Here is a 26,367-nt window from a genome sequence, read left to right on the forward strand (position 1 = left end):
AGCGATGAGGGTGTCGCTTGTCACTTTGGTTTGGCAAAAGCCTGATTTGCAGACGCGCTAGGCGACTAACTGATGGCTCGAAAATTGAGTCAACAGCTCATCAATAAAGTTCATTCGCTCCCGGCGATCGGTAAGGGATTCCACAAACTTTATTTTAGTTGGTCCATCGAATTTAAATTTGTCTGGGCGTGATTGTAACAGCCCAACCAAAAATCCGGGATCAATTTGCGCGTTATCATGGAACTCCACCATGCCACCGCGTTCGCTGGCTTCGATCTTTTTCACCCCTAAACTGGCAGCGCGTATCTTGAGTTGCTGGATATGGAGTAGATTTTTGGCGGCATCCGGGAGCAATCCAAAGCGATCGATGAGCTCCACTTGGAGTTCATTAATATCATTGTTGGATTTCGCGCTGGCGATACGTTTGTACATCGACAAGCGCATATTAATGTCCGGAATATAGTCATCGGGCAAGAGCGCAGGGAGACGTAGCTCAATATCGGTTTGCTCGTTGAGCAGGGCATCGAGGCTTGGCTCTTTGCCTTCTTTTAAAGCTTCAACGGCTTGCTCTAGCATATCCATATAAAGGGTAAAGCCAATGGATTGGATTTGACCGCTCTGCTCATCTCCCAGCAATTCCCCGGCACCACGTATTTCTAAATCTTGGGTCGCGAGGGTAAAACCGGCCCCCAAATCTTCGAGTGATGCAATTGCTTCGAGTCGTTTAACCGCATCCTTCGTCATGCGTTTTGGGTGTGGCGTCAGTAAATAGGCATAGGCTTGGTGGTGCGAACGGCCAACACGGCCACGCAATTGGTGGAGCTGCGCCAAGCCAAAGTGATCGGCGCGATCAATGATAATGGTGTTGGCCGAAGGGATATCAATGCCGGTTTCGATAATGGTGGTACACACCAGTACATTGTACTTTTGGTGATAGAAATCACTCATGATCTTTTCCAGCTCACGCTCTCGCATTTGACCATGTGCAACGGATACCCGTGCCTCGGGGATCATGTCGCTGATGTCGTTAGCCGTTTTCTCTATCGTATCAATGTCATTGTGCAAAAAGTACACTTGCCCACCGCGCATGATTTCGCGCAGCAGCGACTCTTTGATCAGGTTGTCTTCGCGTTCGCGGACAAACGTCTTCACCGCTAAGCGACGTGAAGGCGGCGTGGCAATAATCGACAGATCACGCATCCCGCTCATCGCCATGTTGAGTGTCCGTGGGATGGGGGTGGCGGTGAGCGTGAGAATATCAACATTGGCACGCATGGCTTTGATTTTCTCTTTTTGACGAACGCCAAAACGGTGTTCCTCATCCACGATGAGTAAGCCGAGATCCCGTAAGGAGACATCCGACTGCAACAGCTTGTGGGTTCCAATCAAGATATCGACTTTACCTTCAGCACAATCGGCCAAGATGGCCTTTTGCTCTTTCGCAGATTTAAAGCGCGACAGTACTTCCACGCGCACAGGTAGGTTAGCGAAGCGATCTCTAAAGTTTTCAAAATGCTGCTGAGCGAGCAAGGTGGTCGGGACTAAAACGGCGACTTGCTTGCTATTATTGACGGCAAGGAATGCCGCTCGCATGGCCACTTCTGTTTTGCCAAAGCCCACATCACCGCAGACCAAGCGATCCATGGCGATAGGACGGCACATGTCTGAAAGCACGGCATTGATAGCTTGTGACTGGTCCGTTGTTTCTTCAAACGGGAACGTGGCCCGGAACGATTGATAGGCCTCTTTATCGTGTTTGAAGGCAAAGCCGGGCTTGGTTTCTCGTTTGGCATAAACATCAAGAAGCTCGGCGGCCACATCACGGACTTTTTCTGCTGCACGACGGCGGGCTTTTTCCCACGCTTCACCGCCCAGTTTATGTAATGGCGTAGACTCTTCCGCTCCACCCGAATAGCGGCTGATTAAATGGAGTGCACCAACTGGGACATACAATTTGGCTCCCTGTCGGTACTCGAGAGTCATGTACTCGGTTTTTAGGCCACCGGCTTCGAGTGTTTGCAACCCTTGATAACGTCCAATCCCATGTTCTAAATGCACCACTGGTTGGCCTGGCTTGAGCTCTGCCAAGCTGCGGATCACCGCATCATTACTGACGGTTTGTTTGCGTTTATCCCGGCGGCGTTGTTGTACCGCGCGTTCACCAAACATGTCGCTTTCGCAAATGAGTGCAAATTGGCGCTGGTTATCGATGAAACCTTGATCCACGGGCCCAATGATTAAGCTAAAGCGGCCGGATTGTGATAGTGCTTCGGGTAAACTGCTGGCCACCATAGGGCGGATTTTCGCTTGCGCAAGCAGATCAAGCAGCGCCTCACGACGACCTTCTGATTCGACCGAGAAAACCAGATTGCCGCTAAATGATTCGCTAAATTGGCGCAATGCGGCCAGCGGCTCTTTGGCCTGATGATTCACGGTTAGTGATGGCAGTGGCGAGATATCAAGGTTCTCTCTCCCTACCTTTTCAGTGACGCTGTCACTTTCAAGCTTTAAGCGTGGGTAGTTTTTGAGTGTGGCGAACAGTGTGTCTTTGCTCAGCCATAGCGCATCTGGAGGAAGCAGTGGACGAAGAGGATCGACGCGGCGCTGGTCATAGCGAGTGGCAACATCTGCTTGAAAGTGGCTGACAGCCGCATCAATATCGCCAACCGATAACACCAGTGTGTTGTCGGGCAAATAGTCGAACAAGGTTTCTGTTTGCTCAAAAAACAGTGGTAACCAATATTCAATGCCAGCGGGCCACGTTTTTTTACTGACTTGTTGGTAAATGGATTCAGGCTCTCGCCGTGCTTCAAAGTGTTCACGGAAACGGCCGCGAAAGTACTCGACGGCGGCATCGTCAGTGGGAAACTCATGGGCTGGCAGTAATTGGATCTGCGTGAGTTCACCGGTTGAGCGCTGGTTTTCAGGGTCAAATTGGCGAATGGTATCGACTTCATCGTCAAAAAAATCAATGCGATAAGGCTCGTCGCTTCCCATTGGGAACAAATCAAGAATTGAGCCGCGGCTAGCAAATTCACCGTGCTCCATGACTTGATCAACATGGCGATACCCAGCATCAGTGAGCTGATCGCGCAGCTTTTCAAGCGAGAGGATATCGCCTTTTTTCACCATTAATGCATGTTGGTGCAAAAATTGTCTGGGCGTCACCCGTTGCAGTGCGGTGCTTGCTGGTGCGATTAAAACTCCAGTTTGCTGATGCGGCAATTGATACAGGCAGGATAGGCGCGCCGATATAATATCCTGATGTGGGGAAAAGCTGTCGTAAGGCAAGGTCTCCCAATCAGGGAACAGATCGCAATGGCCTTGGGTAAATTGACGGATCGCCGGCTGCAATCGGACGGCCGTTTGGTTATCAGGCACCAATAGAAAAACCGGGCCGGTGTGCTGCTGGACAAGGGTGGCAATGGCGAGCGGTAAGGCTGCCCCTGATAGATTACCGAGTTGTTTAACGTCGCCTGGCCCCGTTGGCAGGGTGAATGCGTAAAGAGGTTGTTGGGTCATGAGTTTAACTGCTTGATTGTTTTCGGTTTTGTGCGCGTTTTTTTAGGAGTTTTTGCTGATGATGTAAGGCGGCACGAATGAGCGTATCTCGATCTTCTTCCAGTAACCGTGTGTACTGGATTTGGATCAAATGTTTTGGCTGATTTTTATCGCTGTCAGCATGCGGCTCACATCCGGTAACCACGCCATAGCAGTAGATTGCTGTGGGTGGATAATCGAGAAAGATCTTCACACGGGCGTGAGCCCCGATTTCTAGTGGTGGTTGGCTAAGATATGAAAAGCTACTGGCCCCAAAAGCATGAGTAATAAAGCGATGAGAGGGATGATCTTCATGACTTAGCATGTAGCCCATCATCAGAGTGATTTTTTCGTTTTGTGCTTGTAAAACGCGGAACAATGCTGAGGCGTTATCTGGTTCGACAGCATGTAAGTCTTTTTCTACATCGGCGTCGAGCTGGCCGCATTGGCTGGCTAAGCGAAATGGCGCAGGGATCTCTGCCATAAATCCATCCGCGTCCGGCTGCGGTTGATTATCTGCGAGTGGCTCAACATTAATACGAATTGCCGCTCGCACAGAAAAATATTCGTCTTGGCTCATCACTGTGCCTTACATTGCAGTTGTATTAATGATTATCACGCACCCGTCGCGAGAGGTAAAGGTTATAGACACTTTCTTCATCGGGCGGGACTTGTGTCTTGGTTGTCATCTCGGGTTAAATGCAGCGGTTAACTTGGCGAGCATCTATTGGACAGGTATGCTTGCAGCGAATCAAAACAATCAGCTAGGTGCGCTATGTATCAACCTTTGTCGGTGTTTATTGGCCTGCGTTATCTACGTGGCCGATCAGCCGATCGCTTTGGGCGTTTTGTCTCGTCAATGTCCACCGCGGGGATCGCGATTGGCGTGTTGGCGCTGATCACTGTGTCGTCCGTGATGAATGGCTTTGAAGCTCAACTCAAAGGCCGAATATTAGGGGTGTTACCCCATGTTATTATCGCTAATGGCCAGTCAGAGCCGTCTCAGGCATCGATAGCGCAATGGCCACATGTTATGGATACGGCACCGATACAAACCACTGACGCGGTGATTCAGAGCCGAACAGGTTTGAGTGCTGGCTTGCTTGAGGGCATTGATCCAGAGGCGAATGAGCCATTGGCCTCGCACCTATTACAAGGCGATATATCGGCGCTGCGCAGCGGGGATTACAAGCTGATGATTGGCCGCAGTATGGCGTCTGAACTGCAGTTACGTATGGGTGACTCAGTCCGAGTCATGGTGACGAGCGCCAGTCGTTTTACGCCCATTGGCCGGATCCCCGCGCAGCGATTATTTACTGTTGCCGGAATTTTTCATACTGGTACGGACGTCGATAGCCAGTTAATGCTTGCCAATATTGACGATGTGGCAAGGCTGAGTGGTATCGCACCGGCTCAAGCTAACGACTTACGTCTGTTTCTCGATGACCCCTTTGCCATCACCCAGCTGAAACAGAAGGCGGATCTTGCGACTTGGACAGACTGGCGCCGTTGGCGTGGCGAACTCTTTCAAGCGGTAAAAATGGAAAAAAACATGATGAGTTTGATGCTAAGCCTGATCATTATTGTGGCGGCGTTTAACATTATTTCTGCGCTTATTATGGTGGTGATGGAGAAGCAATCAGAAGTGGCCATTCTAAAAACCCTAGGCATGCAGGATCGAGACATTGTTGCTGTCTTTGTTGCTCAAGGCAGTTTAAGTGGGGTGTTGGGCGCAGCGGTGGGTGGTTTGCTCGGTGTGCTCTGTTCTTTTTATATCAATGAAATTATGGCTGTTTTTGGTGTAAATTTGTTGGGTGACGGCTTGGCATTACCCGTGGTGGTTAATCCTTTTCATGTGGCCATGGTTTTAAGCTTAGCTGTATTGCTAAGTGTTTTGGCGACCTTATTTCCTGCGTTTAAAGCGGCATCTGTTCACCCTGCTGAGGCACTGCGTTATGAGTAAATCTTTGTTGTCCTGTCACCGTGTCAGTAAAACCTATCAAGAAGGCGGGCTGTCGACGTGTGTGTTAAACCAGGTGTCACTGACCATTGCGCCGGGTGAGCTAGTGGCGATTGTGGGCTCATCCGGCTCGGGCAAGAGCACCTTATTACATACGCTTGGGACGCTTGATGCGCCGAGCGAAGGGGATGTGTGGATCGAGGATGAGTTGGTGAGTGCAATGTCAGCGACCCAGCAAGCTACTCTGCGAAATCAAACGTTGGGGTTTGTTTATCAATTCCATCACCTACTCGCGGATTTCACGGCACTGGAAAATGTCATGATGCCTCTGCTCATCAACAAAGTCAGTCATAAAGAGGCATCTGCGCAAGCCACTGCGATGTTAACAGCGGTGGGGGTTGGGCATCGACTTAGCCATCGTCCTTCTGAATTATCCGGAGGGGAGCGTCAGCGTGTGGCGTTTGCACGTGCGCTGGTGAATGAGCCGAAGCTAGTATTAGCCGATGAGCCAACGGGTAACTTAGACCATGCGACGGCGTTGGAAATCTATGACTTGATGCGAGAGCTAAACGCGAAGCATGACATTGCCTTTTTAGTGGTCACGCATGATAGCGAATTGGCGGCAAAGCTCGATCGCCAAGTCATGATGCAAGATGGCAACCTGGTTGTTCAGGAGGCATCATGAGGCCCTTATCTTTGGCGATAGGGCGTCGTTTTAGTCGGGCTCGGCAACGAAATCGCTTAGTGTCGTTTATTTCTCTCTCGTCGGTGATAGGCATTGCGGTGGGGGTCATGGTGATCATTGTTGGTTTATCGGCCATGAACGGGTTTGAACGTGAACTTAATCAACGTGTACTGTCAGTTGTGCCTCATGCGCAAGTGTTTGGGGTTAATGGCCCTATTGATAACTGGCAGCAAGTACAAAGACAAAGTGAGCAGCATCCACAGGTGGAGGCGGCGGCGCCTTACGTTGAACTCACCGTACTGATGGAGCATGGTAGTGCCTTAAAACCCGCACAAATTCGCGCGGTGGATCCGATGTCCGAACAAGCCGTCAGTCGTATTGGTGAATATATCGATGGGGGGTGGGAAAGTTTGCAACCCGGTCAATCCAGCCTCGTGCTTGGCCAAGGTATCGCATCACAACTAGGAGTCAGTCAGGGAGACTGGCTCACGGTGATGGTGCCGGCGACAGATAGCAGTCTGCACCTACGTGCTCCTAAACGAGTGAGAATGCAAGTCGCTGGACTATTGCGTCTGGGGGGGCAGATCGATCATTCACTGGCATTGATGCGGCTTCAGGATGCACAAGCCATTATGGATATGGGGGCGTCGGTCACCGGTGTGTCTCTCAAGGTCTCGCCCGTTTTACAAGCTCGACACATTGTGCGTGAGGTGGGTCAAACCTTGTCGGCGTATGTATATTTAAAAGATTGGACCAGTGAATTTGGCTATCTCTATCGTGACATACAGTTAGTGAGAGCCATTATGTACCTCGTGATGGTATTAGTGATTGGTGTCGCTTGCTTTAACGTGGTGTCAACGTTAATGATGTCGGTGAAAGATAGGGCTGCGGATATTGCTATATTGCGCACAATGGGTGCGGATGACCGACTGATCCGGCGTATATTTATTTGGTACGGTTTGTTTTCCGGTGCGCTTGGCAGCTTAATCGGCAGTGCCTTGGGGGTGGGGATTGCGAGTCATCTCACCGCGATGTTGTCTCACGTTGAGCAGTGGATAGGGCATCGTTTTTTGTCAGGAGACGTGTATTTTATTAACTTTTTACCCAGTGAGTTACACCTGTCCGATGTGTGTCTGGTGAGTGCGACTGCGATTCTGCTTAGTTTATTGGCGGCGTGGTATCCAGCTCGTCGCGCTTGTCAGTTACAGCCGGCTGCTGTGCTCAGTGCTAAATAATCGTGTTTAGTTGATAGTCACGAGATTGTGCATATCACTGAACGAAAAAGAGCCCGTTTGAAACGGGCTCTTTTTGATCTGTCTCGCCGAGACGAGGCTAGCGTTCATCACTTCTTGTCTAGCATGTATTCTGGCTCGCACTGTCGCAAATCGGTACTTGTACGGAGATAAAAAGGTTGATTAGTCTACGTGCAGATGATTATGAGGGCTTGTTCGGTTTGGGAAGCACTTCTTTGATTTTCTTGGGCAAGCGCAGCTTGCGTTTCTGCCAGCTTCTCACCACGGAATAGCGCCACAAGCCCCGGACGGTGAAATAACCGAAGACCGCTAAGATTAGCCCACTGGTCACACACCCCAACAAAAAAGGTGGGCCAATATGGCTCATTTGTTCTGCAAGATAATGCCACGATAACTCGAAGTGAAACGGGTAAGGCGTGGTGTTCATCATCCAGGTGCCAAGTTTATAGGCAAGGTAGAAGAGGACGGGCATGGTTATCGGGTTACTGACCCAAACCAAGGCCACGGCTAAGGGTAAGTTCACGCCAAACAGAATAGCGAGGCCGGCGGCCATGATCATTTGGCTAGGTAGCGGCACAAACGCCATAAACAGCCCTACCGCAAACGCGCCAGATGCAGAGCGCCGATTAAGGCACCACAAGTTGGGATCATGCAACAGGCTACCAAACACGCGCAGCGCCTTGTTGTCGCGCAATGCCTCACGTTTTGGCATATAGCGTTGAAAAAACTTCTTGGGCATACCTGCTTACATTACCTGGAAATTATGCGATGAAGCTGACCTTTACGCTAACAGCGGCTCTCACTTTGCTATCGCTACCTTGGTGGCCGAGTTTACCGCCGCTTTGGGTCTGCATCATTACATGCATTATGTTCTGTTTCGGATGTAAAACACGCTGGTGGTGGCTTGCTGGGAGCGCGCTAGGGCTCACTTGGGCTGTATTATCCGCAAACCTGTATCAAGCAGACGTGATCCACATCATTTCAAACCAAAAGGATACTACAATCACAGGGACTGTGGGCACCCTTTTTACTGCGAATTCGGGCGCGCAAGCGATTATTTTTGATGTGGATAAAATTAATCAAGTCAAATTGCCGTCTTTTCGCTCAGCACGGATCCGCGTGTATTGGCAATCTGCGCCATATCCGAAGCAAGGTGAGCGCTGGCGACTCGCGGTGCGTCTTAAACCCCCGTACGGGCGTCTAAATGAGGCAGGCTTTGATGCAGAAGCATACTATGTCGCTCAGCGCATGCATGCTAAAGCCAGTCTAAAAAGTGCAACACAATTAACGACAGACATCACATGGCGTCAGCGGCTACTCGATACGCTGACACCCGTATTATCGCCATTAACATTTGGCCCTCATCTTTTGGCTTTGAGTCTAGGCGTTCGTGATTGGCTAACCACAGCCCACTGGGACACGTTGACACACAGTGGCTTGGCCCATCTTATGGCGATTTCTGGGTTACATATTGGTTTAGCTTATGGTGTGGGCTGGCAATTGGGTCGATGGGCGCGTGTTTGGTTACCACAAAAGCGCCTGTTTATGTGGTTGCCATTATATGTGGCGATGGGCATCGCGATACTTTATGCCGCACTCGCTGGGTTTGCACTACCTACTCAGAGGGCACTGATTGCGTTGGTGCTGGTTTCTGTCGCGAAGCGCCTTGGTGCCAGGATCTCACCCTTCAATCTTTTGCAATTGACGTTGCTATTGGTGTTGCTCCGGGATCCATTGGCTGGCTTTTCGATCAGTTTTTGGCTTTCTTTTGCGGCCGTCGGGGCATTGTGTGTCGCGCATTATAGCTTTTCCCGCTCGGCCCCGTCGGCTCGCTCATTTGGGCGGCAATGGCTTTGGCCATTTTGGCAGTTGTTTATTATTCAAATGGTTCTATTGGTCGGCATGTTACCGCTGCAACTAGCGTTGTTTTCAGGGATCAGTGCAGCTGCGACACCGATTAACCTTATTGCCGTGCCTTGGGTAGGTATGGTAACGGTCCCTTTGGTCTTTTTCTCGATCATACTTTCCATTGGGCCGTTTGGTCGCGCCGCACAATGGAGCTGGGAGTGGGCCAATACCAGCCTTAGGCCTGTGATGGCGCTTGCCGATTATGCGACTGAGAGTTGGCTAACCGTTCCCGTGACATCCTCAGCATGGGCGGTAACTGCTGTTGTGCTCGTGGTGGGTCTTTCCGGCTGGCGATGGCATCGATCAGGACGTGTATTAATGGTCTTACTCGTAGCATTGGTTGCTTGGCGTGAGCCCAAGCGGCCTGACTGGCAAGTGGATGTGTTGGATGTCGGTCATGGCTTGGCCGTGCTAATTAGCAGAAACGATCGTGCAATACTTTATGACACGGGTAATCGTTGGCAGGTAGGCGGTATTGCTCAAGCCGTGATTGCTCCCATATTGGCATATCGTCAGATTGAACACCTTGATGGCTTAATCTTGAGTCATGGTGACAGTGACCATGATGGGGGCGCGGACTTTATTTCAACCACCTATTCACCACATTGGCGACGAGCGAGTGAACGACGCTCCGGTTACCAAGCTTGTGTGGCAGGGCAGAACTGGAGGTGGCAAGGGTTACATTTTTCAACGCTATGGCCGCTTGAACAAGCCAGCCGGGCTGATAACAATGATTCGTGCGTGGTACGTATTTCTGACGGTGAGCGCAGCGTATTACTCACGGGAGACATTGAGAAAAAGGGGGAGTTGGCGCTGTTGGCGTCGTTGGCAGATAAGGAAGCATTGGCCAGTGATATCATGTTGGTACCGCATCATGGCAGTACGTCATCGTCATCTCGCCCTTTTATTCGAGCGGTGAATCCGGATTGGGTTGTCGCATCGACAGGGCTGCTCAATCCTTGGCGATTACCTTCACCACAGGTACGCACCACGTACCAAAACGCCGGTATGATCTGGTTGGATACGGCAGCCAATGGCCAAGTGCGTTGGCAGCGTGTCAATACGGGGTGGCAGTTGATACGCTGGCGCCAAGATCGTCGTGATTATTGGTACCGCCAGATGTTTAAACGACGGCCAGTAAATTTGGACGCAGACCGGTAAAAGAGTAGAATGCCGGTCTGTTTTACACATCAAAACGATTTTAATGAGCGAATATCAAGATAAAACGACCTGGCAGACGTTCAAGCAACTTTGGCCCTATATTGCCAATTACAAGTTAGGGTTAATTGTTGCCATTGTTGCATTGGTGATGAATGCCGCCAGTGACACCCTGATGCTCTCCATGCTAAAGCCTCTGCTTGATCAAGGGTTTACTTATGATGATGTAGGGGGCGATTTCCTAAAGTGGATGCCAGTCTATCTCGTGGTTTTGATGGTGGTGCGCGGTATCTCGAGCTTTGTCTCCGCTTATTGCTTATCTTGGGTTTCGGGGAATGTGGTCATGACCATGCGCCGCCGCATGTTTAACCACTTTATGAAAATGCCGGTGAGTTTTTTCGACCAAGAATCTTCAGGGGCACTGTTATCAAGGATTACCTACGACTCTGAGCAAGTCGCTTCGGCGACCAGTAGTGCGTTAGTGAGTTTGGTGAGAGAAGGCGCGTCGATCCTCGGTTTGATGGCACTCATGTTTTGGTCTAGCTGGCAACTCTCCGCCATTTTATTGGTGATTGCCCCCGTTGTCGCTATCTCTATTCGCATTGTCTCCAAGCGTTTTCGTCGTATTTCCTCAAATATGCAAGATGCAATGGGTTCGGTGACTAGCTCAGCTGAGCAAATGCTGAAAGGGCACAAAGTCGTATTGAGTTACGGGGGTCAAGACGTAGAGAAAAAACGTTTTGAGAAGGTCAGTAATCGTATGCGTCAGCAAACCATGAAGTTAGTGTCGGCTCAAGCGATTGCTAACCCTGTGATCCAGTTGATTGCATCGATGGCGTTAGTGGTTGTCTTGATTTTAGCAAACACTGATGCGATTCGATCAGAGTTGACGGCAGGGACCTTTGCCGTGGTTTTCGGTGCCATGTTTGGTTTGATGCGTCCTTTAAAGTCATTAACCAATGTAACCTCACAGTTCCAACGAGGGATGGCTGCCTGCCACAGCCTGTTTAATCTGATGGAATTAGAGACAGAAAAAGATACGGGTACCCATGAGGCTGAGCAGATTAATGGCGATATTCATGTCGAGGATGTGGTTTTTACCTACCCATCGCGTGAAGCGCCAGCGCTGCGTCATGTCAGCTTTGACTTGCCGGCTGGAAAAACACTGGCATTGGTTGGGCGATCAGGCTCGGGTAAGAGTACCATCGCAAATATATTGACCCGTTTTTACGAACTCGACAGTGGTTCAATTACCCTCGATGGTGTTCCGATTGAACAGTATACGCTGGGTAATCTGCGCCAGCATGTCGCCGTGGTATCACAAAACGTACACCTGTTTAACGACACGGTGGCGAACAATATTGCCTATGCAGCAGTCGATAAGTACAGCCGTGAGCAAATTGAACATGCGGCGAAGCTGGCATATGCTGATGACTTTATCCATGAGTTGGATGACGGTTATGACACCATGATTGGTGAAAATGGTGTGAGCCTATCGGGAGGACAACGTCAGCGTTTAGCGATTGCACGAGCCTTGCTGAGAAATGCGCCTGTACTAATCCTCGATGAGGCCACTTCCGCCCTCGATACAGAATCAGAGCGTGCTATCCAAGCCGCATTAGATGAACTACAAAAAGATCGCACGGTCCTTGTAATCGCACACCGTTTATCAACCATTGAAGAAGCTGACCAAATTTTGGTGGTGGACGAGGGTGAAATTGTTGAACGCGGCAGTCACCAAGCACTGCTTGAGCACAACGGCGCGTATGCCCAATTACATCGTATTCAATTTGGTGACTAAACGATGGTAGATCAGCTTTGGTTTGGCCATCAACGTCCTCTTTGGGCACCACTTTTAAAGCCACTCAGTGCCTTATTTGGGATCATTGCGCGTTATCGCCGACGCCAGTATTTGAATGGTCAGACACCTTGTTATCGTGCTCCCGTTCCCGTTGTTGTGGTCGGAAATATCATGGTAGGGGGAAACGGCAAAACTCCCTTTGTCATTTGGCTGGTGGAGCAGCTTAAAGCCCAGGGTTACCGTCCTGGTGTGGTCTCTCGAGGCTATGGCGGAAAGTCAGAGGAATACCCACTGTTGCTTACCCAAACCACATCACCACGGATTGCCGGTGATGAACCTGTATTGATTACACGACGAACAAACGTCCCTGTCTGTGTGGATCCTCATCGTAGCAACGCGGTCAAACGCTTACTGCAAGAAGGCATCGACATTGTCGTGACTGATGATGGTATGCAGCATTATCGTTTGGATCGCGATCTTGAAATTGTGATCATTGATGGCCAGCGTCGATTCGGTAATGGTCACTACCTACCTCTAGGCCCGTTACGAGAGTCGGTCGATCGCCTGAATAGTGTCGATATGCTGGTGAATAATGGGGGGCCGACTGAAGGCGAGGAGTGGCCCATGCATTTGGTCCCGGGACAGGCGACAAACCTTCGTACGGGACAGACGTGTCCCGCCTCCATGTTACCGGCGGTCGTTGCTGTCGCGGGGATTGGACATCCGCCACGATTTTTTGCCACCTTGCAGCAAATGGGCGTGACGCCGGTACACAGTCAAGGCGTGAATGATCATCAGACCCTCAGCGCCGATGAGCTGGACAGGCTAGCCAAGAAGGGGCAACATTTACTGATGACAGAAAAAGACGCGGTAAAATACCAAGGGATCGCACAAGATAACTGGTGGTATTTGCCCGTAGAAGCGCGTTTACCTGAGGCTGCAGCCCGGGCCGTGCTAGCCAAAATCGAACGTTTGACAACAAACGCGAATAAATAAGAAAGGAACGCTATGGATCACCGCTTGCTTGAAATTGTGGCCTGCCCCTCATGCCAGGGCAAATTGTACTACAACCGAGATAACAACGAATTGATTTGCAAATTTGATCGGGTTGCTTATCCCCTAGTAGATGGTATTCCGGTATTACTCGAATCTGAAGCACGAGAGATATCGTTGGACGAGGTTAAGGGATGAGCCCATTTTATGTGGTGATCCCTGCACGGTTTGGTTCGAGCCGGCTACCGGGGAAACCACTGGCAGATATCGCGGGCAAACCCATGATTCAACATGTGTACGAGCGCGCTCAAGCGGCAGGGGCCAGTCAGGTTATTGTTGCCACTGATGATAAACGGATTGAAACGGCTGTTCGCGATTTTGGGGGCAACGTCTGCTTAACGCGTGCTGATCATGAGTCTGGCACAGAGCGACTGGCCGAGGTGGTGGAGCAATATGGTTTCGCGGATGACGATATTATTGTCAACGTACAAGGAGATGAACCCCTTATCCCCGCGTCTGTCATCGGCCAAGTAGCCGATAACCTAAGCCAGCACGCGGATGCGCCAATGGCGACATTGGCCGTTGCGATCGATAACAGAGAACAAGTCTTTAACCCAAACGTGGTCAAAGTCGTGACCGACCAGCAAGGGTTTGCGTTGTATTTTAGTCGCGCCACCATCCCTTGGGATCGTGCGCACTTCGAGGCCGATACTCCAGAGATCCCGCAAGCCTTATTACGCCATATCGGTATTTATGGCTACCGAGCAGGATTCATCAGTCGTTACATCCATTGGACCCCGAGTCCGCTGGAGAAGATAGAGTCGCTCGAGCAGTTACGTGTATTGTGGCATGGTGAAAAAATCCATGTTGCTGTTGCCGCAGAAACCCCACCGCATGGGGTGGATACACAAGCTGACTTAGAGGCCGTGCGCCATCACTTAAGCGCTAATGAGAGCTGATAAAAAAGCCGCGACACGATCGCGGCTTTTTTGTGGGCAGGTGTCCCGTCCTGAAATACGTTGACATAAAGAGGACTTCTTTATGACAACATCAAGTAATTCAAGCCGTAAGCGCACGCAACGTGATTACACCTTAGCCTTTAAATTAGGCGTTGTAGAGCGTGTTGAAAAAGGCGAAATGACGTACAAACAAGCTCAAGCCCGTTTTGGCATTCAGGGCCGCTCAACGGTACTCGTCTGGCTCAGAAAACATGGTAGACTCGATTGGTCGAAGCCATTTCAGCATCCCCTTATGCCACATTCAAAAGAAACCCCATCCGAAACTATCAAGCGCCTTGAGCGTGAGTTAGCCGAAGAGAAACTGCGTAACCAAATCCTCAATGGTATGGTCGATATCATGGACAATGAGTACGGAGCCGGCCTCAGAAAAAAGTACTTATCCGGTACATCTGGCAAGCCAAAGCCAAAAGTAAAATAAAGTTAGCGGCGGCATGTCGTGCCACAGGCATTTCTCGGCAAGGTGTCTATCAAGCCGTTGCTCGAATGGAAAGCCGAAGAGCTGAACTATCAATCATCAGAGACTGGGTCCAATACTGGCGTAAGTATATGCCGAGGTTAGGGGCGCGTAAGCTCTACGCGTTGGTAAAGCCCAAGCTAGTTGAACACGAAATTAAGCTAGGGCGAGACGGGTTTTTTAGCTATCTGAGAAGCGAAGGCTTACTGGTTAAACCCAAGAAAAGCTACACAAAAACTACGTGTAGTAAGCACTGGATGAAGAAGCATCCTAACCTGCTAAAAGAAGACGGACTGCATGATGCTGCGCATATACTGGTCAGCGACATCACTTATGTTGAATCAGACCAAGGTGTGCACTATCTGTCACTGGTGACCGATGCCAACTCACGCAAGATAGTGGGTCATCACGTTAGCGAAGATATGAAAGTCGACAATGTAGTGAAAGCGCTGAAAATGGCCGTCAAAGATAAGCGCTATATCGGCAATGCGGTACATCACTCAGACCGAGGTTCGCAATACTGCTCAGCCGTTTATCAGAGTGCGCTACAGGAGAGTCAAATCCAGCCGTCGATGACGGATGGTTATGATTGCTACCAAAACGCGTTAGCGGAAAGAGTCAATGGCATACTGAAGCATGAGTTTTTACTGTACCGGTGTAAGACACTGACAGAGCTTAAAATATTGGTAAAAGAATCGATAGCGATATACAACGAAATGAGACCGCACCTAAGTTTAAGTATGGCAACCCCCAATCAGGTGCATAATAAAAAAGGCCAGCTACTGGAGCTGGCCTAAAAACTGTCAACCTATATTAGGACGGGACAAGGTTTAGTTTGAGGGTTGAGCGATAATGTCACGTAATCGCTGCCACGCTTGGCCAAGGCGTTCGTGCCAATACCGTTCAAATTGTTCAAGATATTGCGCTCGTGGACTGTATTTTATCCAGGGCTGCTTAATGCTTTTTTGTGCCATAAAGTTAGTGGGTGCAGGCGTAGGATTAAGACCTGCGCTTTGAAACTCATAGATAGCGCGGTCCATATGCGCGGCCGAGGTGACGAGGACCAAATTACTGCTCCCCACCACTGAAGCGGCTTGATAGGCTTCTTCCCACGTATCTTTCGCGGTTTCGAGTAACAGAATACTGTTTTTATTGACCCCTAGCGCCATCGCGACGCGTGCCAGCATGCGAGCATGGCTAACCTCATAGCCGTGATCATAGCCCGATAATATCAGTTTTGAAGTGGGATACATTCTATGAATGCGGATCCCTTCTGTAAGACGCATCAGTGCTGCACGAGACAGCTCCGAGGTCGGTGGCAGTGCGTCATCAACCACATGACTGTTGCCCAATACCATCACAAAGTCGACCGGTTTCTCTGTGGGGAGAAACGCGGCGTACTGACGCTCTAATGGGCGAAGTAACCCAGAGGCGACGGGTTGAAACGAAGTGAGAAAAATCCCAGCAAACGCAACGAAGATAACCAAAGATGCCAGCCTTTTACGCTGGGAGAACCAAAGCAGGCATAGCCCGAAAAGACCCAACAGTAACAGCGCGGGCAAGGGCATTATCAAGGTTGAGATCAGTTTTTTTAATTCAAACATGCAATGTCGCCCGAAATATAGTCAAACGAGGTATAAATCATGCCATAAACCTTTATTAACGTAAGGCTTGTGACAGAATATACCTTCATACCACTCAATGATAACGAATGCCATTGTGACTGAGGATAAAAATTTCGACGACATTGCCCACAAATTTGTTAAAAACATTTATGGATCGGGCAAAGGCGAAATCCGCCAAGCCGTAGTTTGGCATGACATTGAGCAGATCCTGCAATGCTTTCCGCCTGAGCAGACGCTGCATATTTTGGATGCCGGAGGCGGGGTTGCCCCCCTGTCTCGGCACCTCGCGGCACGTGGTCACAGGGTCACTTTATGTGATCTTTCTTCGCAAATGCTTGACTTAGCCCGCCAGGAGATTGAACAACAGGGCTTACTTGCGCAGTATCAGCTGGTTCATTCGTCGGTGCAGACGATTGGCGACCATTTGAGCTATCCGCCGGATGTGATTTTATTTCATGCGGTACTGGAGTGGACCGCGGAGCCGGAGCAGGTGTTGAAAGACTTGCTTAAGCAACTACGCCCGGGGGGGATCGCATCAGTCATGTTTTATAACCAGACCGGCTTGCTGTTTAAAAACCTCGTCTGTGGCAATTTGACCCATGTTGAAGAGGGAATGCCGCATCGTAAACGGTTTAAACTTCAACCACCGAAAGGCTTGGAGCCAGACAGTGTGTATCAATGGATGCAAGCTAGTGGTATCACACTCAAAGGTAAAACAGGGGTGCGCACGTTTCATGATTACATGCGCGATACCAACATTGGTGATTTTACCTTTGAGCAGGTTATGACGCTGGAGCAGCAACTTTGCCGTCAAGAGCCATTTGTGTCTCTAGGTCGGTATATCCATGTCTGGGGACAACATAGTGCCCCCAGCAATCAAAATGAAAACAAGGACAACGGATGAGTGATCAGGCTCAGTCTTCTCTGTATGGGGAAGACGACGCTCAGACCATACCCGAACTGGTCAGTTGGATTAAACAAAGTGACTTAGGGCTTCAATTACCGCCTGAACGCTTGGCATTCTTGCTGGCCATGGCGGTGATGAGTCAAGAGCGATTAGAAGACGAACTGAGTGAGCATGAATTAGTTGATGTTTTTCGACTGGTCAGTGAGCAGTTCGTCAGCGATGAAGACGGCCGTTTAGGTAACGTCGGTTTTCGTGCCAACAATGCAATCAATGAAATGGTGCAAGCGCGTTTATTAAGCCGCTTTACCAGTGAAATGACCGAGGGTGATAGTATTTATCGCCTGACGCCTCTCGCGTTGGGCATTGCCGATTATTATGCTCGCCACCGTGAATACTCAACATTGAAACTGTCAGTGCAGCTATCAATGGTTGCCGATGAGATAGCCAAAGCGCGCCGCGCGGCAGAAGAAGACGGCGATGCGGCCTTCTGGCGGCAAAATGTGTTTGGTGTGTTGAAGTATTCGGTGGCAGAGATCTTTGACCGTATTGATCTTAACCAGCGTGTGATGGATGAGCAGCAACAGCACGTAAAAGAAGACATTGCGGCGTTGCTGACTCAAGACTGGCAAGCCGCGATCGCCAATTGCGAGCATTTGTTGAATGAAACCTCGAACACCCTGCAGGAGCTGCAAGAAACGCTCCAGGCCGCCGGCGATGAACTACAAAGTCAGTTACTTCAGATCCAAGAGGTGGTCCGTCACCGAGAAGAACTCGATTTTGTCGATGCCATGGTATACAGCTTGCAAATGAAGCTTGACCGTATCGTGAATTGGGGACAACAAGCGATAGATTTGTGGATTGGTTACGATCGTCATGTGCACAAATTTATTCGTACCGCGATTGATATGGATAAAAACCGTGCGTTCAGTCAGCGCTTGCGGCAATCGGTATCGGATTACTTTGAATCGCCGTGGTTCTTAACGTACGCGGATGCAGAGCGGTTACGTGACACCCGAGATGAAGCCTTGGTGCTACGTGACGACGAAGTCACCGGCGATATGCCTGAAGAAGTGACATTTGAGCAATTGACCGTGGTTGACGATTCGCTATCACAGGCGGTTTCAAACATGCTCAACCGTCATCGAGAAACCGGACAAGCGATCGACCTAGGTCGTATCCTAAAAGATTATCTAGCCGAGCATCCTCAAGCTCGCCATTTTGATCTCGCGCGCTTAGTGATCAATCAAGCGGTTCGGATGGGCTATTCCCAATCTGATCTCAACGCGATTCAGCCTGATTGGCAGACGATTAACGACTTCGGAGCGAAGGTACAAGCCAATGTCATCGATAAATATTGAACAGCCAATGCCAGAAGAGTTAGCCCAAGCCATTGCTAACCCTCTATTTCCGGCGTTGGATAGTGCACTGCGAGCTGGCCGCCATATTGCCAGCGACGATTTGGATAACCACGCCTTGCTGATTGAATTTGAGCAAGCGTTAAATATTTTTTATCAGCGCTACAATGCAGAACTGGTTCGGGCACCCGAAGGGTTTTTCTACCTGCGCCCTCGCTCAACCAGTTTAATTCGCCGTAGCGTCTTGTCCGAGCTGGATATGCTGGTGGGTAAAGTACTGTGCTTTTTGTACTTGAGCCCTGAGCGTCTGGCTCAAGAAGGCATTTTTACCACGCAAGAGTTATTTGATGAATTGATGGTCTTGGCCGATGAGAAGGCGTTGATGAAGCTGGTTACTCATCGTGCCACCGGCTCTGATCTTGATCGTGAAAAACTGTTCGACAAGGTCAAAACGTCATTACGTCGTTTGCGCCGTTTAGGCATGATTTTACCTATTGGTGAGGGCGGTAAGTTTCGTGTCAGTGAAGCCACATTCCGCTTTGGCGCTGATGTGCGCACCGGGGATGATCCACAAGATGCGCAGCTGCGCTTAATCCGTGATGGAGAAGCGGTGGTACACAGCCAAGAGCACATTCAATCGAGTTTGCTTGATGATGATTTTGATGAAGATGCTGACGCGTCAGCGGTACAACATTTTGAGGAGCCGACAGCATGAGCCAGCGCGGAAAGTATCAATCACTCACCATGGTGAACTGGAACGGCTTTTTTGCGCGAACCTTTGATATTGATTCACTGGTCACCACCTTGTCGGGTGGCAATGGTGCCGGTAAATCCACCACCATGGCGGCATTTATTACCTCGCTGATCCCCGATCAGACCTTGCTACATTTCCGTAATACCACTGAAGCCGGTAGCTCAAGTGCCTCACGTGATAAAGGTTTGCACGGTAAATTGCAGCCGGGAGCCTGTTATGCCGCGTTAGACGTGGTTAACTCACGTCAGCAACGCGTGTTATTTGGTGTTCGTCTACAACAAGTGGCGGGGCGAGATAAGAAAGTCGATATCAAGCCGTTTATCCTACAAGGCTTGCCGTCTTCGGTGACACCGACCGATGTATTAGTTGAAACATTAAACAACGGCCAAGCGCGGGTACGCCAGCTTAACGAGGTCAAAGAGGCGGCAAGCGCGTATGAAACTGCCCATTTTAAAGCGTTTAACTCGGTCACGGATTATCACGCGCAAATGTTTGAATTTGGCGTGCTACCGAAAAAACTGCGTACTCAACAAGATCGCGGCAAATTCTATCGCCTGATTGAAGCGTCCTTGTATGGTGGTATTTCCAGTGCCATTACCAAGTCACTCCGCGAGTACTTGTTGCCACAAAACGGCGGGGTTAAAAAAGCCTTCCAAGATATGGAAGTGGCGCTGAAAGAAAATCGCATGACGCTTGAGGCGATTAAGCTCACTCAGCGTGATCGGGACCTGTTTAAGCATCTGATCACCGAAGCGACGCATTATGTGGCCTCCGATTACATGCGTCACGCCAATGAGCGTCGTAGCAAACTTGAGCAGGCACTGTCGCTGCGCGCGGAGCTTAACGCCGCACAGCAGACGTTGCAGCAAAAGCAGCAGCATGCGGAAACGATGCGCGCAGAATTAACCGAGCTGGAAGCCGGGCAAGACCATCTCGAGCAAGATCATCAAGCGGCGGCCGATCATCTGCAGTTGGTGCAGTCGGCGATGCGTCAGCAAGAAAAAATTCAGCGCTATGAAGAAGATTTGCTCGAATTGTCTGAGCGACTCGAAGAGCAAATCATGGTGGTGGAAGAAGCTACGGAACAGCTCACCGACGCCGAATTGCGCGCGGCACAAAGTGAAGAAGAAGTGGATAGCCTGAAAACCCAGCTGGCTGATTACCAACAAGCGCTGAACACCCAGCAAACGCGTTCGTTGCAGTATCAACAAGCGGTTAATGCACTAGAAACTGCGCGGCGCCTCACGAAGGATGACTCCCTTACCGCCGAAGAAGCCACGACCTGTTTACACACATTAAAAACGAAAGAGTCGATGCAAACCGATTGTGTCCTTTCACTAAAACATAAACGTGATCTCGCTTCTGCCACGGCCAATCAATTTGAACAAGGCTTAAGCTTACTGCACCGTATTGACCCGTCGGTGAAGCGTGCAGAAGCAGGTTTAAAAGCGAAGTACTGGGTTCAGCAAGCCCGGGAGCGTCGTTATCTTGCTGACAGCCTGAGCCAGCGTCAGTATGAACAACGTGAATTGACACAACGTGTTGAACAGCACCAAAAGGCCAGCCAACTGGTTGCAGACTATCGGGCCCTAACCGATGAGCACCTGACAGAGATTGACGCGGTCGAACAAGCCGTTGTCTTACAACAAGAAAGAAAAGAGGCCCTACAGCAGGACAAAGAGATTCAGGCTGAACGATTGCGAGAGCTGACTAGAACGGAGGAAGCTACAGAGGCGGAGATCCGAGGCCTTGAGGCCAAGGCACCAAGCTGGTTTGCTGCTAATGAAGCGTTAACCAAACTGGAAAGCCAAACCGAAAAAACCTTGGCGGACAGTCAAGCGGTGATGGCTGCTATGCATGCCACGCATGAATCGGTGCGTCAGCAAACCCACCACCAAGAGCAGCTCGCCCGTCAAAAAGCCGAGATAGAGCACGCGATTGAACAGCTGGCGCAACCAGGCGGCAGTGATGATGCGCAATTACAAGGATTGGCAGAGACGCTCGGTGGTACGTTGCTTTCTGAAATTTATGACGATATCACCTTGGGCGATGCCCCGTACTTTAGCGCACTGTATGGACCAGCGCGTCATGCGATCGTGGTCCCTGATCTGAAAGGTGTGAAAGACAAACTGACTGATCTTGAGGCGTGCCCGGATGACTTGTACATCATCGAGGGAGAGGCAGATGCCTTTGATGACAGTGTGTTTGATGCGCAAGAGCTATCTGGTGCGGTGTGTGTCCACCTCAATGATCGCCAGATGCGCTATTCGCGCTTTCCTGCCACGCCACTGTTTGGCCGGGCAGCCCGTGAACATCGCCTTGAACAGCTGCGTGAGCAACGCGATGCATTGGTGGAGGAGCATGCCAAAGCCTCGTTTGATGTGCAAAAGTGGCAGCGTTTGTCACACGCGTTTAGTCAGTTTATTGCTGAACACCTTACTACCGCGTTTGAGCCGGATCCTGAACAGGCCATTAAAGCCTGCCGCGATAAACGTACCCAAACTCAGCGTGCCGTGACCGAAGCGAAACAGGCGCTAGCACAGCACGAGTCAGCGATGTCCCGTTGCCAGCAGGCGATACAGCTTTTGGATAAGCTTCGCTACTGTGCCGACGCTCTTGTCGACACAGACCTGGATGCTCGATTACAAGCTGCCAATGCGCACTTGGACGCGGCGAAACAGGCTCAGATATTTATCCAGCAGCATGGCGAGACCTTGGCTGCACTGGAAAGCAGCCTGGCGACATTAGAAAGCGATCCTGAGCAATTTGATAAGTTGGAACGGGCGTATCAAGATGCCGATGAAGCCTTACAAGCGATTAAGCAACAGCTGTTCGCCGTTGCCGATTTAGCGGAACGTCGTCCTCACTTTGCCTACCAAGATGCGGCAGAGATGCTTACACAAAGTAGTGAGCTTAATGAGCAACTAAAGGCGAAACTGAAACAGGCTGAGCAAGTTCGCCAGCGTGAGCGTGACGCGTTGAAACAAGTACAGGGGCAAAATAGCCAGTACCAGCAGCTGCTCGCGTCGCTAAAAAGTGCGCATCAGTCTAAGCAAGAGACGTTGAACGAGTTTAAGCGTGAGCTTAGTGAGTTAGGTGTGCAAGCGGATGAAGAAGCCTTGTTGCGCGCACAACACCGTCGTGATGCCTTGTATGAGCAAATGCATCAAGCCCGACAGCGGCATAGTGAGCTGTCACGGGGGATCACTTCGCTAGAGATGGAAATCAAATCGCTGACCAAAGATTTGCGTAAATCACTTAAAGAGTACAAAGCACTCCGCCAGTTTGTGGTTAATGCCAAAGCAGGGTGGTGCACCGTATTGCGGATTGCGCGTGATAATGGGGTAGAAAAGCAGCTACACCGCCGTGAAATGGCGTATATGTCAGCGGATGAGCTGCGTTCTTTGTCGGATAAATCCTTAGGAGCGTTGCGCCTTGCCGTTGCTGACAATGAAACCTTGCGCGATGCCCTGCGTGCCTCCGAAGACATCAGCCGACCAGAGCGAAAAGTCTTGTTCTATGTGGTGGTCTATCAACATCTGCGCGAGCGGATCCGCCATGACATTATTCGCACCGATGATCCGGTTGAAGCGATTGAGGAAATGGAAGTCGAGCTGGCGCGCCTTACTGAAGAGCTCACGCAGCGTGAACAACGTCTGGCGATCAGCTCCGAGTCGGTAGCGAACATTATTCGTAAGACGATTCAGCGTGAACAAAATCGGATCCGTATGCTCAACCAAGGGCTGCAAAGTGTCGGGTTTGGTCAGGTTAAAGGTGTGCGTCTCAATGTCTCGATTCGTGACACGCATGCGCAGTTACTGATGGGCTTGGCTGAACATGCTGACCAGCACCAAGATTTATTCGGAAATCCAAACCTGACGTTCTCGGAAGCGATGGCGAAGCTATTCCAACGCCTCAATCCGCATATCGATATGGGGCAGCGTTCACCACAGACCTTGGGTGAAGAGTTGTTGGATTATCGCAACTTCCTGGAATTAGGCATTGAGGTTAACCGTGGCACGGACGGCTGGCTAAAAGCAGAGTCTGGCGCTTTGTCGACCGGTGAAGCTATTGGTACTGGCCAGGCGATTTTGCTGATGGTAATCCAAAGTTGGGAAGAAGAATCACGTCGACTCCGTGGCAAAGACGTCATCCCTTGTCGTTTATTGTTCCTGGACGAGGCGGCCCGTTTGGATGCTAAATCGATTTCGACCTTGTTTGAATTGTGTCATCGTCTGGATATGCAGCTACTGATCGCTGCGCCGGAAAATATCAGCCCAGAACAAGGGACGACGTATAAACTGGTGCGCAAGATCTTTAATGATCGCGAACACGTTCATGTGGTCGGTTTACGTGGTTTTGGTGACGAAAAGCGTCGTGAGTTAGCTAGCGAGCCGGTGATGGAATAATCGCGAAGCGAAAAGAAAGGGGTCACCTTTAGGCTGACCCCTTAGTGTTTTAGTCGGTTTTAAAGTGACTGATCCGTTCTTCTAGCGTACTGGCGTGCTCACGCAAATGATTAACGGTTTTTTCTGTGTTACGTGTACGCTCTGAGACATTGTCAGCCGATTGCGCCATTGCGTTGACATTTTGACTGATCTCATCGGTCACTTGTGTTTGCTGATTGGCCGCGGTGGCGATTTGCATATTCATTTCGTTGATTTGCTCAATCATGGTTTTAATTTGACCCAGCTTGTCGTTGTTTTCGTGGCAGTGCTCGACGCTTTGTGTCACCGCGTCATTCGCTTGGGTCATCCCATCGGCAGCGTCGCGGGTTTCTTGTTGTAAGGCGTCGACCTTGGCGCGAATTTCTTCAGTGGACGACTGGGTTCGCGTGGCTAGGGAGCGCACTTCGTCGGCGACCACGGCAAACCCCCTTCCTTGTTCACCCGCTCGTGCTGCTTCAATGGCTGCATTGAGCGCCAACAAGTTGGTCTGTTCGGCAATTTCTTGGATCACATCCAACACCGACCCAATCGACTCGCTCTCGTTAGAGAGTTTTTCCATTGAGCCAGTGGCTTTATCCATGTGATCTTTCAACGTTTGCATTTGTTGTACTAAGGCTTCGCCTTTTTGACTGCCTTCATTGGCGGTTTGGGTAATCGTGTCGGACGCTTCGGAGGCGTTGCTGGCATGCTCTGATACTTCGCTGATGGAGGCGGCCATTTGCGTGGCGGCGGTTGCGACCTGATTCGAGCTCTTGGCCTGATCGTCTACCTGATCACGCACTACAACGACATCTTCACTGATATCGTTAGCCGATGACAACAGCGTTTTTGAGGCACCATGCGTTTTTTGAATCACTTCGCGGAAGCTTTCGAACATGCCATTAAGGCTGTCAGCGAGCGTCGAAAGCTCATCTTTACTGGTGTGGTGTAAAGCGATCGTCAAATCTTTGCTGTCTGCTACCTGTTGGATGTTGGTTGCCAGTTTCAAAATGGGCGCCCCGATGCTTTTACCCAACCAATACGCCGCCAGCGCGGCAGCAGTGCCAAGCACCAGTGCTGTCAATGTAGTCACGATACCGATGTCGGTGCGCAACTTGGTCATGGCAGAGAAAACTTCGTTGGTATCTTGTTGACTGATCACTGCCCATGTCACCCCGTAGACGTTAATGGGCGAGTAGGAAACGAGCACCTCGGTATTACGATAGCTCGTTTGCGTGATAAACCCTTGCTCTCCACGTAGTGCTCTTTTCACCGCGGGGTTATTAAGGGGTTGATTACCCGCGGCAGAGTCTTGGTAATCAATACGGTGGATGGTGTCGGCATTGAGCCCTTGGCTTTCTAGCGCATTGAGGTAGGCCGCTTTATCGTCACTCAATAGGCGTGGCTGAGTACGTAGTCGGTTATCGGGGCCAACCAATAAGATTTCACCGCTTTTCCCCATTCCAGACTCTGCCCACTGGCCATTATTACTGATCAGTTCACTGATACGGTCGATGGGCATTTGAAATACCAATGCCCCAATTTGTTGGTCGTTTTTATAAACCGGGCTGGCGATAAACGAGGCCGGACTGTCATATGACGGAAAGTAAGGCCGAAAATCCACGAAGCCAAGCTCTCCTTGTGGCGCATTTCTCACCGCTTTATAGGCATCAGCCAATCCGCTGGTTGAATATGGGCCGGTGAGCAGGTTGGTCGCGTAATCCAGCTCTTTATAGACGCTGTAAACAATGTTGCCCTGATTATCGACCAGGAAAATATCGTAATAGCCGAAGGTTTTTAAATAATGCTGAAAGTTGGGGTGAAATACACTGTGGATCTCACTGTAGACGCTACTGTCGTTAGCTTTCGCTAAGGCGTCTTTGTTACCTAAAGGGTGGGGGTTGTCGCTGATATAGGCTTGCTGTAACCGTTTAGCCACAGCAGGTAACTGATTATACTTCTCCATCACGTCGGTCGACGAATCATTAATATCCTGATAGGTCGCACCAAACTGATCGCGGTAATAGCGTGCGAGTTGGCTTTCTTTTTCGGGCGAGGTGATGCTGTCTGTTCCAAGGCCTTTAAAGGCTTGGGAGAACTGTGCCAGCGCATCTTCTGTCATGGTTGAGTCTGACAAGGTGTTAATCTGGTTACCGATGAATTTAAAGTAGTTTTTTATTTCTGATTTTTTCGATGATTTAACGGCAACAAGTTGTGATTTTACCTTTTTATCCAGTGATTGTGAGGATAGCTCGATGGTTCTAAACGCTAAAATAGCCGCCACGGTTAACACACAAGTGAGCGACGCTGCGACGATCGCAAGCGTGATCTTATTGCTGATTTTCATTGTGACACTCCTTCCTACCTCACGTTTTTGAATCTAGTTACGGCAGATAAAAAGTGCATAGAAAAGAGTATTAATTTCGCAAAAAGAGTGAGTGCTTGCCCAAGAAGACAGTCGTTATCGATGGTTTCTAGACAAAAGCAGGGGGAGGCTCGGAGGCCTCCCCAAGAAAAGAGGTGGGTAT

The 26,367-nt window shown here is 50.1% G+C and carries 18 protein-coding genes; 13 read left to right on the forward strand and 5 right to left on the reverse strand.

Translation table 11 applies throughout. The features are described 5' to 3' along the window. Window positions 1-57: 57 nt before the first annotated feature. Both mfd and BUQ98_RS03840 read right to left on the reverse strand, forming a co-directional pair. Complete coding sequence (mfd, locus tag BUQ98_RS03835) at window positions 58-3,522, reverse strand: transcription-repair coupling factor (RefSeq protein WP_074212573.1); 3,465 nt, start codon at window positions 3,520-3,522, stop codon at window positions 58-60. 4 nt (window positions 3,523-3,526) lie between these two features. Further along, window positions 3,527-4,120 (reverse strand): hypothetical protein, encoded by a 594-nt coding sequence (locus BUQ98_RS03840; RefSeq protein ID WP_074212574.1) that lies wholly within the window; start codon window positions 4,118-4,120, stop codon window positions 3,527-3,529. Window positions 4,121-4,315: 195 nt separating this feature from the next. Between BUQ98_RS03840 and BUQ98_RS03845 the strand changes: the two genes are divergently transcribed. Genes BUQ98_RS03845 through lolE form a run of 3 tightly spaced genes read left to right on the forward strand, consistent with a single transcriptional unit; the run spans window position 4,316 to window position 7,420 of the window. After that, window positions 4,316-5,503 carry a lipoprotein-releasing ABC transporter permease subunit gene (locus BUQ98_RS03845; RefSeq protein WP_074212575.1) on the forward strand — a complete coding sequence of 396 codons (1,188 nt, stop codon included), beginning with the start codon at window positions 4,316-4,318 and terminating at the stop codon, window positions 5,501-5,503. Further along, entirely contained in the window at window positions 5,496-6,185 is a 690-nt protein-coding gene (lolD, locus tag BUQ98_RS03850) for a lipoprotein-releasing ABC transporter ATP-binding protein LolD (protein ID WP_074212576.1), read from the forward strand. Before BUQ98_RS03845 ends, lolD begins: the two co-directional genes overlap by 8 nt. Continuing rightward, the gene (lolE, locus tag BUQ98_RS03855) at window positions 6,179-7,420 is read left to right on the forward strand and encodes a lipoprotein-releasing ABC transporter permease subunit LolE (RefSeq protein ID WP_139294626.1); all 1,242 of its coding nucleotides are present in this window, start codon (window positions 6,179-6,181) and stop codon (window positions 7,418-7,420) included. Before lolD ends, lolE begins: the two co-directional genes overlap by 7 nt. 199 nt (window positions 7,421-7,619) lie before the next feature. On the opposite strand, the gene BUQ98_RS03860 is transcribed toward lolE, so the two are convergent. Next, window positions 7,620-8,177 carry a DUF2062 domain-containing protein gene (locus tag BUQ98_RS03860; protein WP_074212578.1) on the reverse strand — a complete coding sequence of 186 codons (558 nt, stop codon included), beginning with the start codon at window positions 8,175-8,177 and terminating at the stop codon, window positions 7,620-7,622. A 29-nt stretch (window positions 8,178-8,206) separates the two neighbouring features. Between BUQ98_RS03860 and BUQ98_RS03865 the strand changes: the two genes are divergently transcribed. The 6 genes from BUQ98_RS03865 (at window position 8,207) to BUQ98_RS16755 (ending at window position 15,568) form a co-directional block, all read left to right on the forward strand. Next, window positions 8,207-10,507: a DNA internalization-related competence protein ComEC/Rec2 gene (locus tag BUQ98_RS03865; RefSeq protein WP_074212579.1), complete on the forward strand. Its 2,301-nt coding sequence runs from the start codon at window positions 8,207-8,209 to the stop codon at window positions 10,505-10,507. A gap of 43 nt (window positions 10,508-10,550) precedes the next feature. Then, complete coding sequence (msbA, locus tag BUQ98_RS03870; protein WP_074212580.1) at window positions 10,551-12,305, forward strand: lipid A ABC transporter ATP-binding protein/permease MsbA; 1,755 nt, start codon at window positions 10,551-10,553, stop codon at window positions 12,303-12,305. A 3-nt stretch (window positions 12,306-12,308) separates the two neighbouring features. Then, window positions 12,309-13,301, forward strand: a complete 993-nt coding sequence (gene lpxK / locus BUQ98_RS03875; protein WP_074212581.1) for a tetraacyldisaccharide 4'-kinase — start codon at window positions 12,309-12,311, stop codon at window positions 13,299-13,301. 12 nt (window positions 13,302-13,313) lie between these two features. After that, a complete protein-coding gene (locus BUQ98_RS03880; RefSeq protein WP_074212582.1) occupies window positions 13,314-13,496 on the forward strand; it encodes a Trm112 family protein in 183 nt (60 codons plus the stop codon). Further along, window positions 13,493-14,257: a 3-deoxy-manno-octulosonate cytidylyltransferase gene (kdsB, locus tag BUQ98_RS03885; protein ID WP_074212583.1), complete on the forward strand. Its 765-nt coding sequence runs from the start codon at window positions 13,493-13,495 to the stop codon at window positions 14,255-14,257. The genes BUQ98_RS03880 and kdsB overlap by 4 nt, the downstream gene beginning before the upstream one ends. Before the next feature lie 82 nt (window positions 14,258-14,339). Then, window positions 14,340-15,568 (forward strand): IS3 family transposase gene (locus BUQ98_RS16755; protein ID WP_139294628.1). Its coding sequence is split into 2 segments (ribosomal slippage): window positions 14,340-14,691 and window positions 14,691-15,568, totalling 1,230 coding nucleotides; the frame shifts between segments, so codons are not numbered across the junction. Between the two features lie 33 nt (window positions 15,569-15,601). On the opposite strand, the gene elyC is transcribed toward BUQ98_RS16755, so the two are convergent. After that, window positions 15,602-16,375: an envelope biogenesis factor ElyC gene (gene elyC, locus BUQ98_RS03900; protein ID WP_074212585.1), complete on the reverse strand. Its 774-nt coding sequence runs from the start codon at window positions 16,373-16,375 to the stop codon at window positions 15,602-15,604. 115 nt (window positions 16,376-16,490) lie between these two features. Between elyC and cmoM the strand changes: the two genes are divergently transcribed. Genes cmoM through mukB form a run of 4 tightly spaced genes read left to right on the forward strand, consistent with a single transcriptional unit; the run spans window position 16,491 to window position 23,821 of the window. After that, a complete protein-coding gene (cmoM, locus tag BUQ98_RS03905; RefSeq protein WP_074213571.1) occupies window positions 16,491-17,300 on the forward strand; it encodes a tRNA uridine 5-oxyacetic acid(34) methyltransferase CmoM in 810 nt (269 codons plus the stop codon). Then, entirely contained in the window at window positions 17,297-18,661 is a 1,365-nt protein-coding gene (gene mukF / locus BUQ98_RS03910) for a chromosome partition protein MukF (protein WP_074212586.1), read from the forward strand. The genes cmoM and mukF overlap by 4 nt, the downstream gene beginning before the upstream one ends. After that, entirely contained in the window at window positions 18,642-19,373 is a 732-nt protein-coding gene (gene mukE, locus BUQ98_RS03915) for a chromosome partition protein MukE (protein WP_074212587.1), read from the forward strand. The genes mukF and mukE overlap by 20 nt, the downstream gene beginning before the upstream one ends. Next, window positions 19,370-23,821, forward strand: a complete 4,452-nt coding sequence (gene mukB, locus BUQ98_RS03920; RefSeq protein WP_074212588.1) for a chromosome partition protein MukB — start codon at window positions 19,370-19,372, stop codon at window positions 23,819-23,821. Before mukE ends, mukB begins: the two co-directional genes overlap by 4 nt. A 49-nt stretch (window positions 23,822-23,870) precedes the next feature. Here mukB and BUQ98_RS03925 read toward each other — a convergent pair whose 3' ends face one another. Beyond that, entirely contained in the window at window positions 23,871-26,186 is a 2,316-nt protein-coding gene (locus tag BUQ98_RS03925) for a methyl-accepting chemotaxis protein (protein ID WP_074212589.1), read from the reverse strand. Between the last annotated feature and the right edge of the window lie 181 nt (window positions 26,187-26,367).

Origin of the sequence: Salinivibrio sp. ES.052, from assembly GCF_900141775.1 — a bacterium.
GTDB lineage: Bacteria > Pseudomonadota > Gammaproteobacteria > Enterobacterales > Vibrionaceae > Salinivibrio.

Coding starts and splice junctions, on each gene's coding strand:
- BUQ98_RS03865 (WP_074212579.1), top strand. CDS start 8,207: ATGAAGCTGACCTTTACGCTAACAGCGGCTCTCACTTTGCTATCGCTA.
- lpxK (WP_074212581.1), top strand. CDS start 12,309: ATGGTAGATCAGCTTTGGTTTGGCCATCAACGTCCTCTTTGGGCACCA.
- BUQ98_RS03840 (WP_074212574.1), bottom strand. CDS start 4,120: ATGAGCCAAGACGAATATTTTTCTGTGCGAGCGGCAATTCGTATTAAT.
- BUQ98_RS03845 (WP_074212575.1), top strand. CDS start 4,316: ATGTATCAACCTTTGTCGGTGTTTATTGGCCTGCGTTATCTACGTGGC.
- BUQ98_RS03925 (WP_074212589.1), bottom strand. CDS start 26,186: ATGAAAATCAGCAATAAGATCACGCTTGCGATCGTCGCAGCGTCGCTC.
- kdsB (WP_074212583.1), top strand. CDS start 13,493: ATGAGCCCATTTTATGTGGTGATCCCTGCACGGTTTGGTTCGAGCCGG.
- elyC (WP_074212585.1), bottom strand. CDS start 16,375: ATGTTTGAATTAAAAAAACTGATCTCAACCTTGATAATGCCCTTGCCC.
- lolD (WP_074212576.1), top strand. CDS start 5,496: ATGAGTAAATCTTTGTTGTCCTGTCACCGTGTCAGTAAAACCTATCAA.
- mukF (WP_074212586.1), top strand. CDS start 17,297: ATGAGTGATCAGGCTCAGTCTTCTCTGTATGGGGAAGACGACGCTCAG.
- BUQ98_RS03880 (WP_074212582.1), top strand. CDS start 13,314: ATGGATCACCGCTTGCTTGAAATTGTGGCCTGCCCCTCATGCCAGGGC.
- BUQ98_RS03860 (WP_074212578.1), bottom strand. CDS start 8,177: ATGCCCAAGAAGTTTTTTCAACGCTATATGCCAAAACGTGAGGCATTG.
- msbA (WP_074212580.1), top strand. CDS start 10,551: ATGAGCGAATATCAAGATAAAACGACCTGGCAGACGTTCAAGCAACTT.
- mukE (WP_074212587.1), top strand. CDS start 18,642: ATGTCATCGATAAATATTGAACAGCCAATGCCAGAAGAGTTAGCCCAA.
- mfd (WP_074212573.1), bottom strand. CDS start 3,522: ATGACCCAACAACCTCTTTACGCATTCACCCTGCCAACGGGGCCAGGC.
- mukB (WP_074212588.1), top strand. CDS start 19,370: ATGAGCCAGCGCGGAAAGTATCAATCACTCACCATGGTGAACTGGAAC.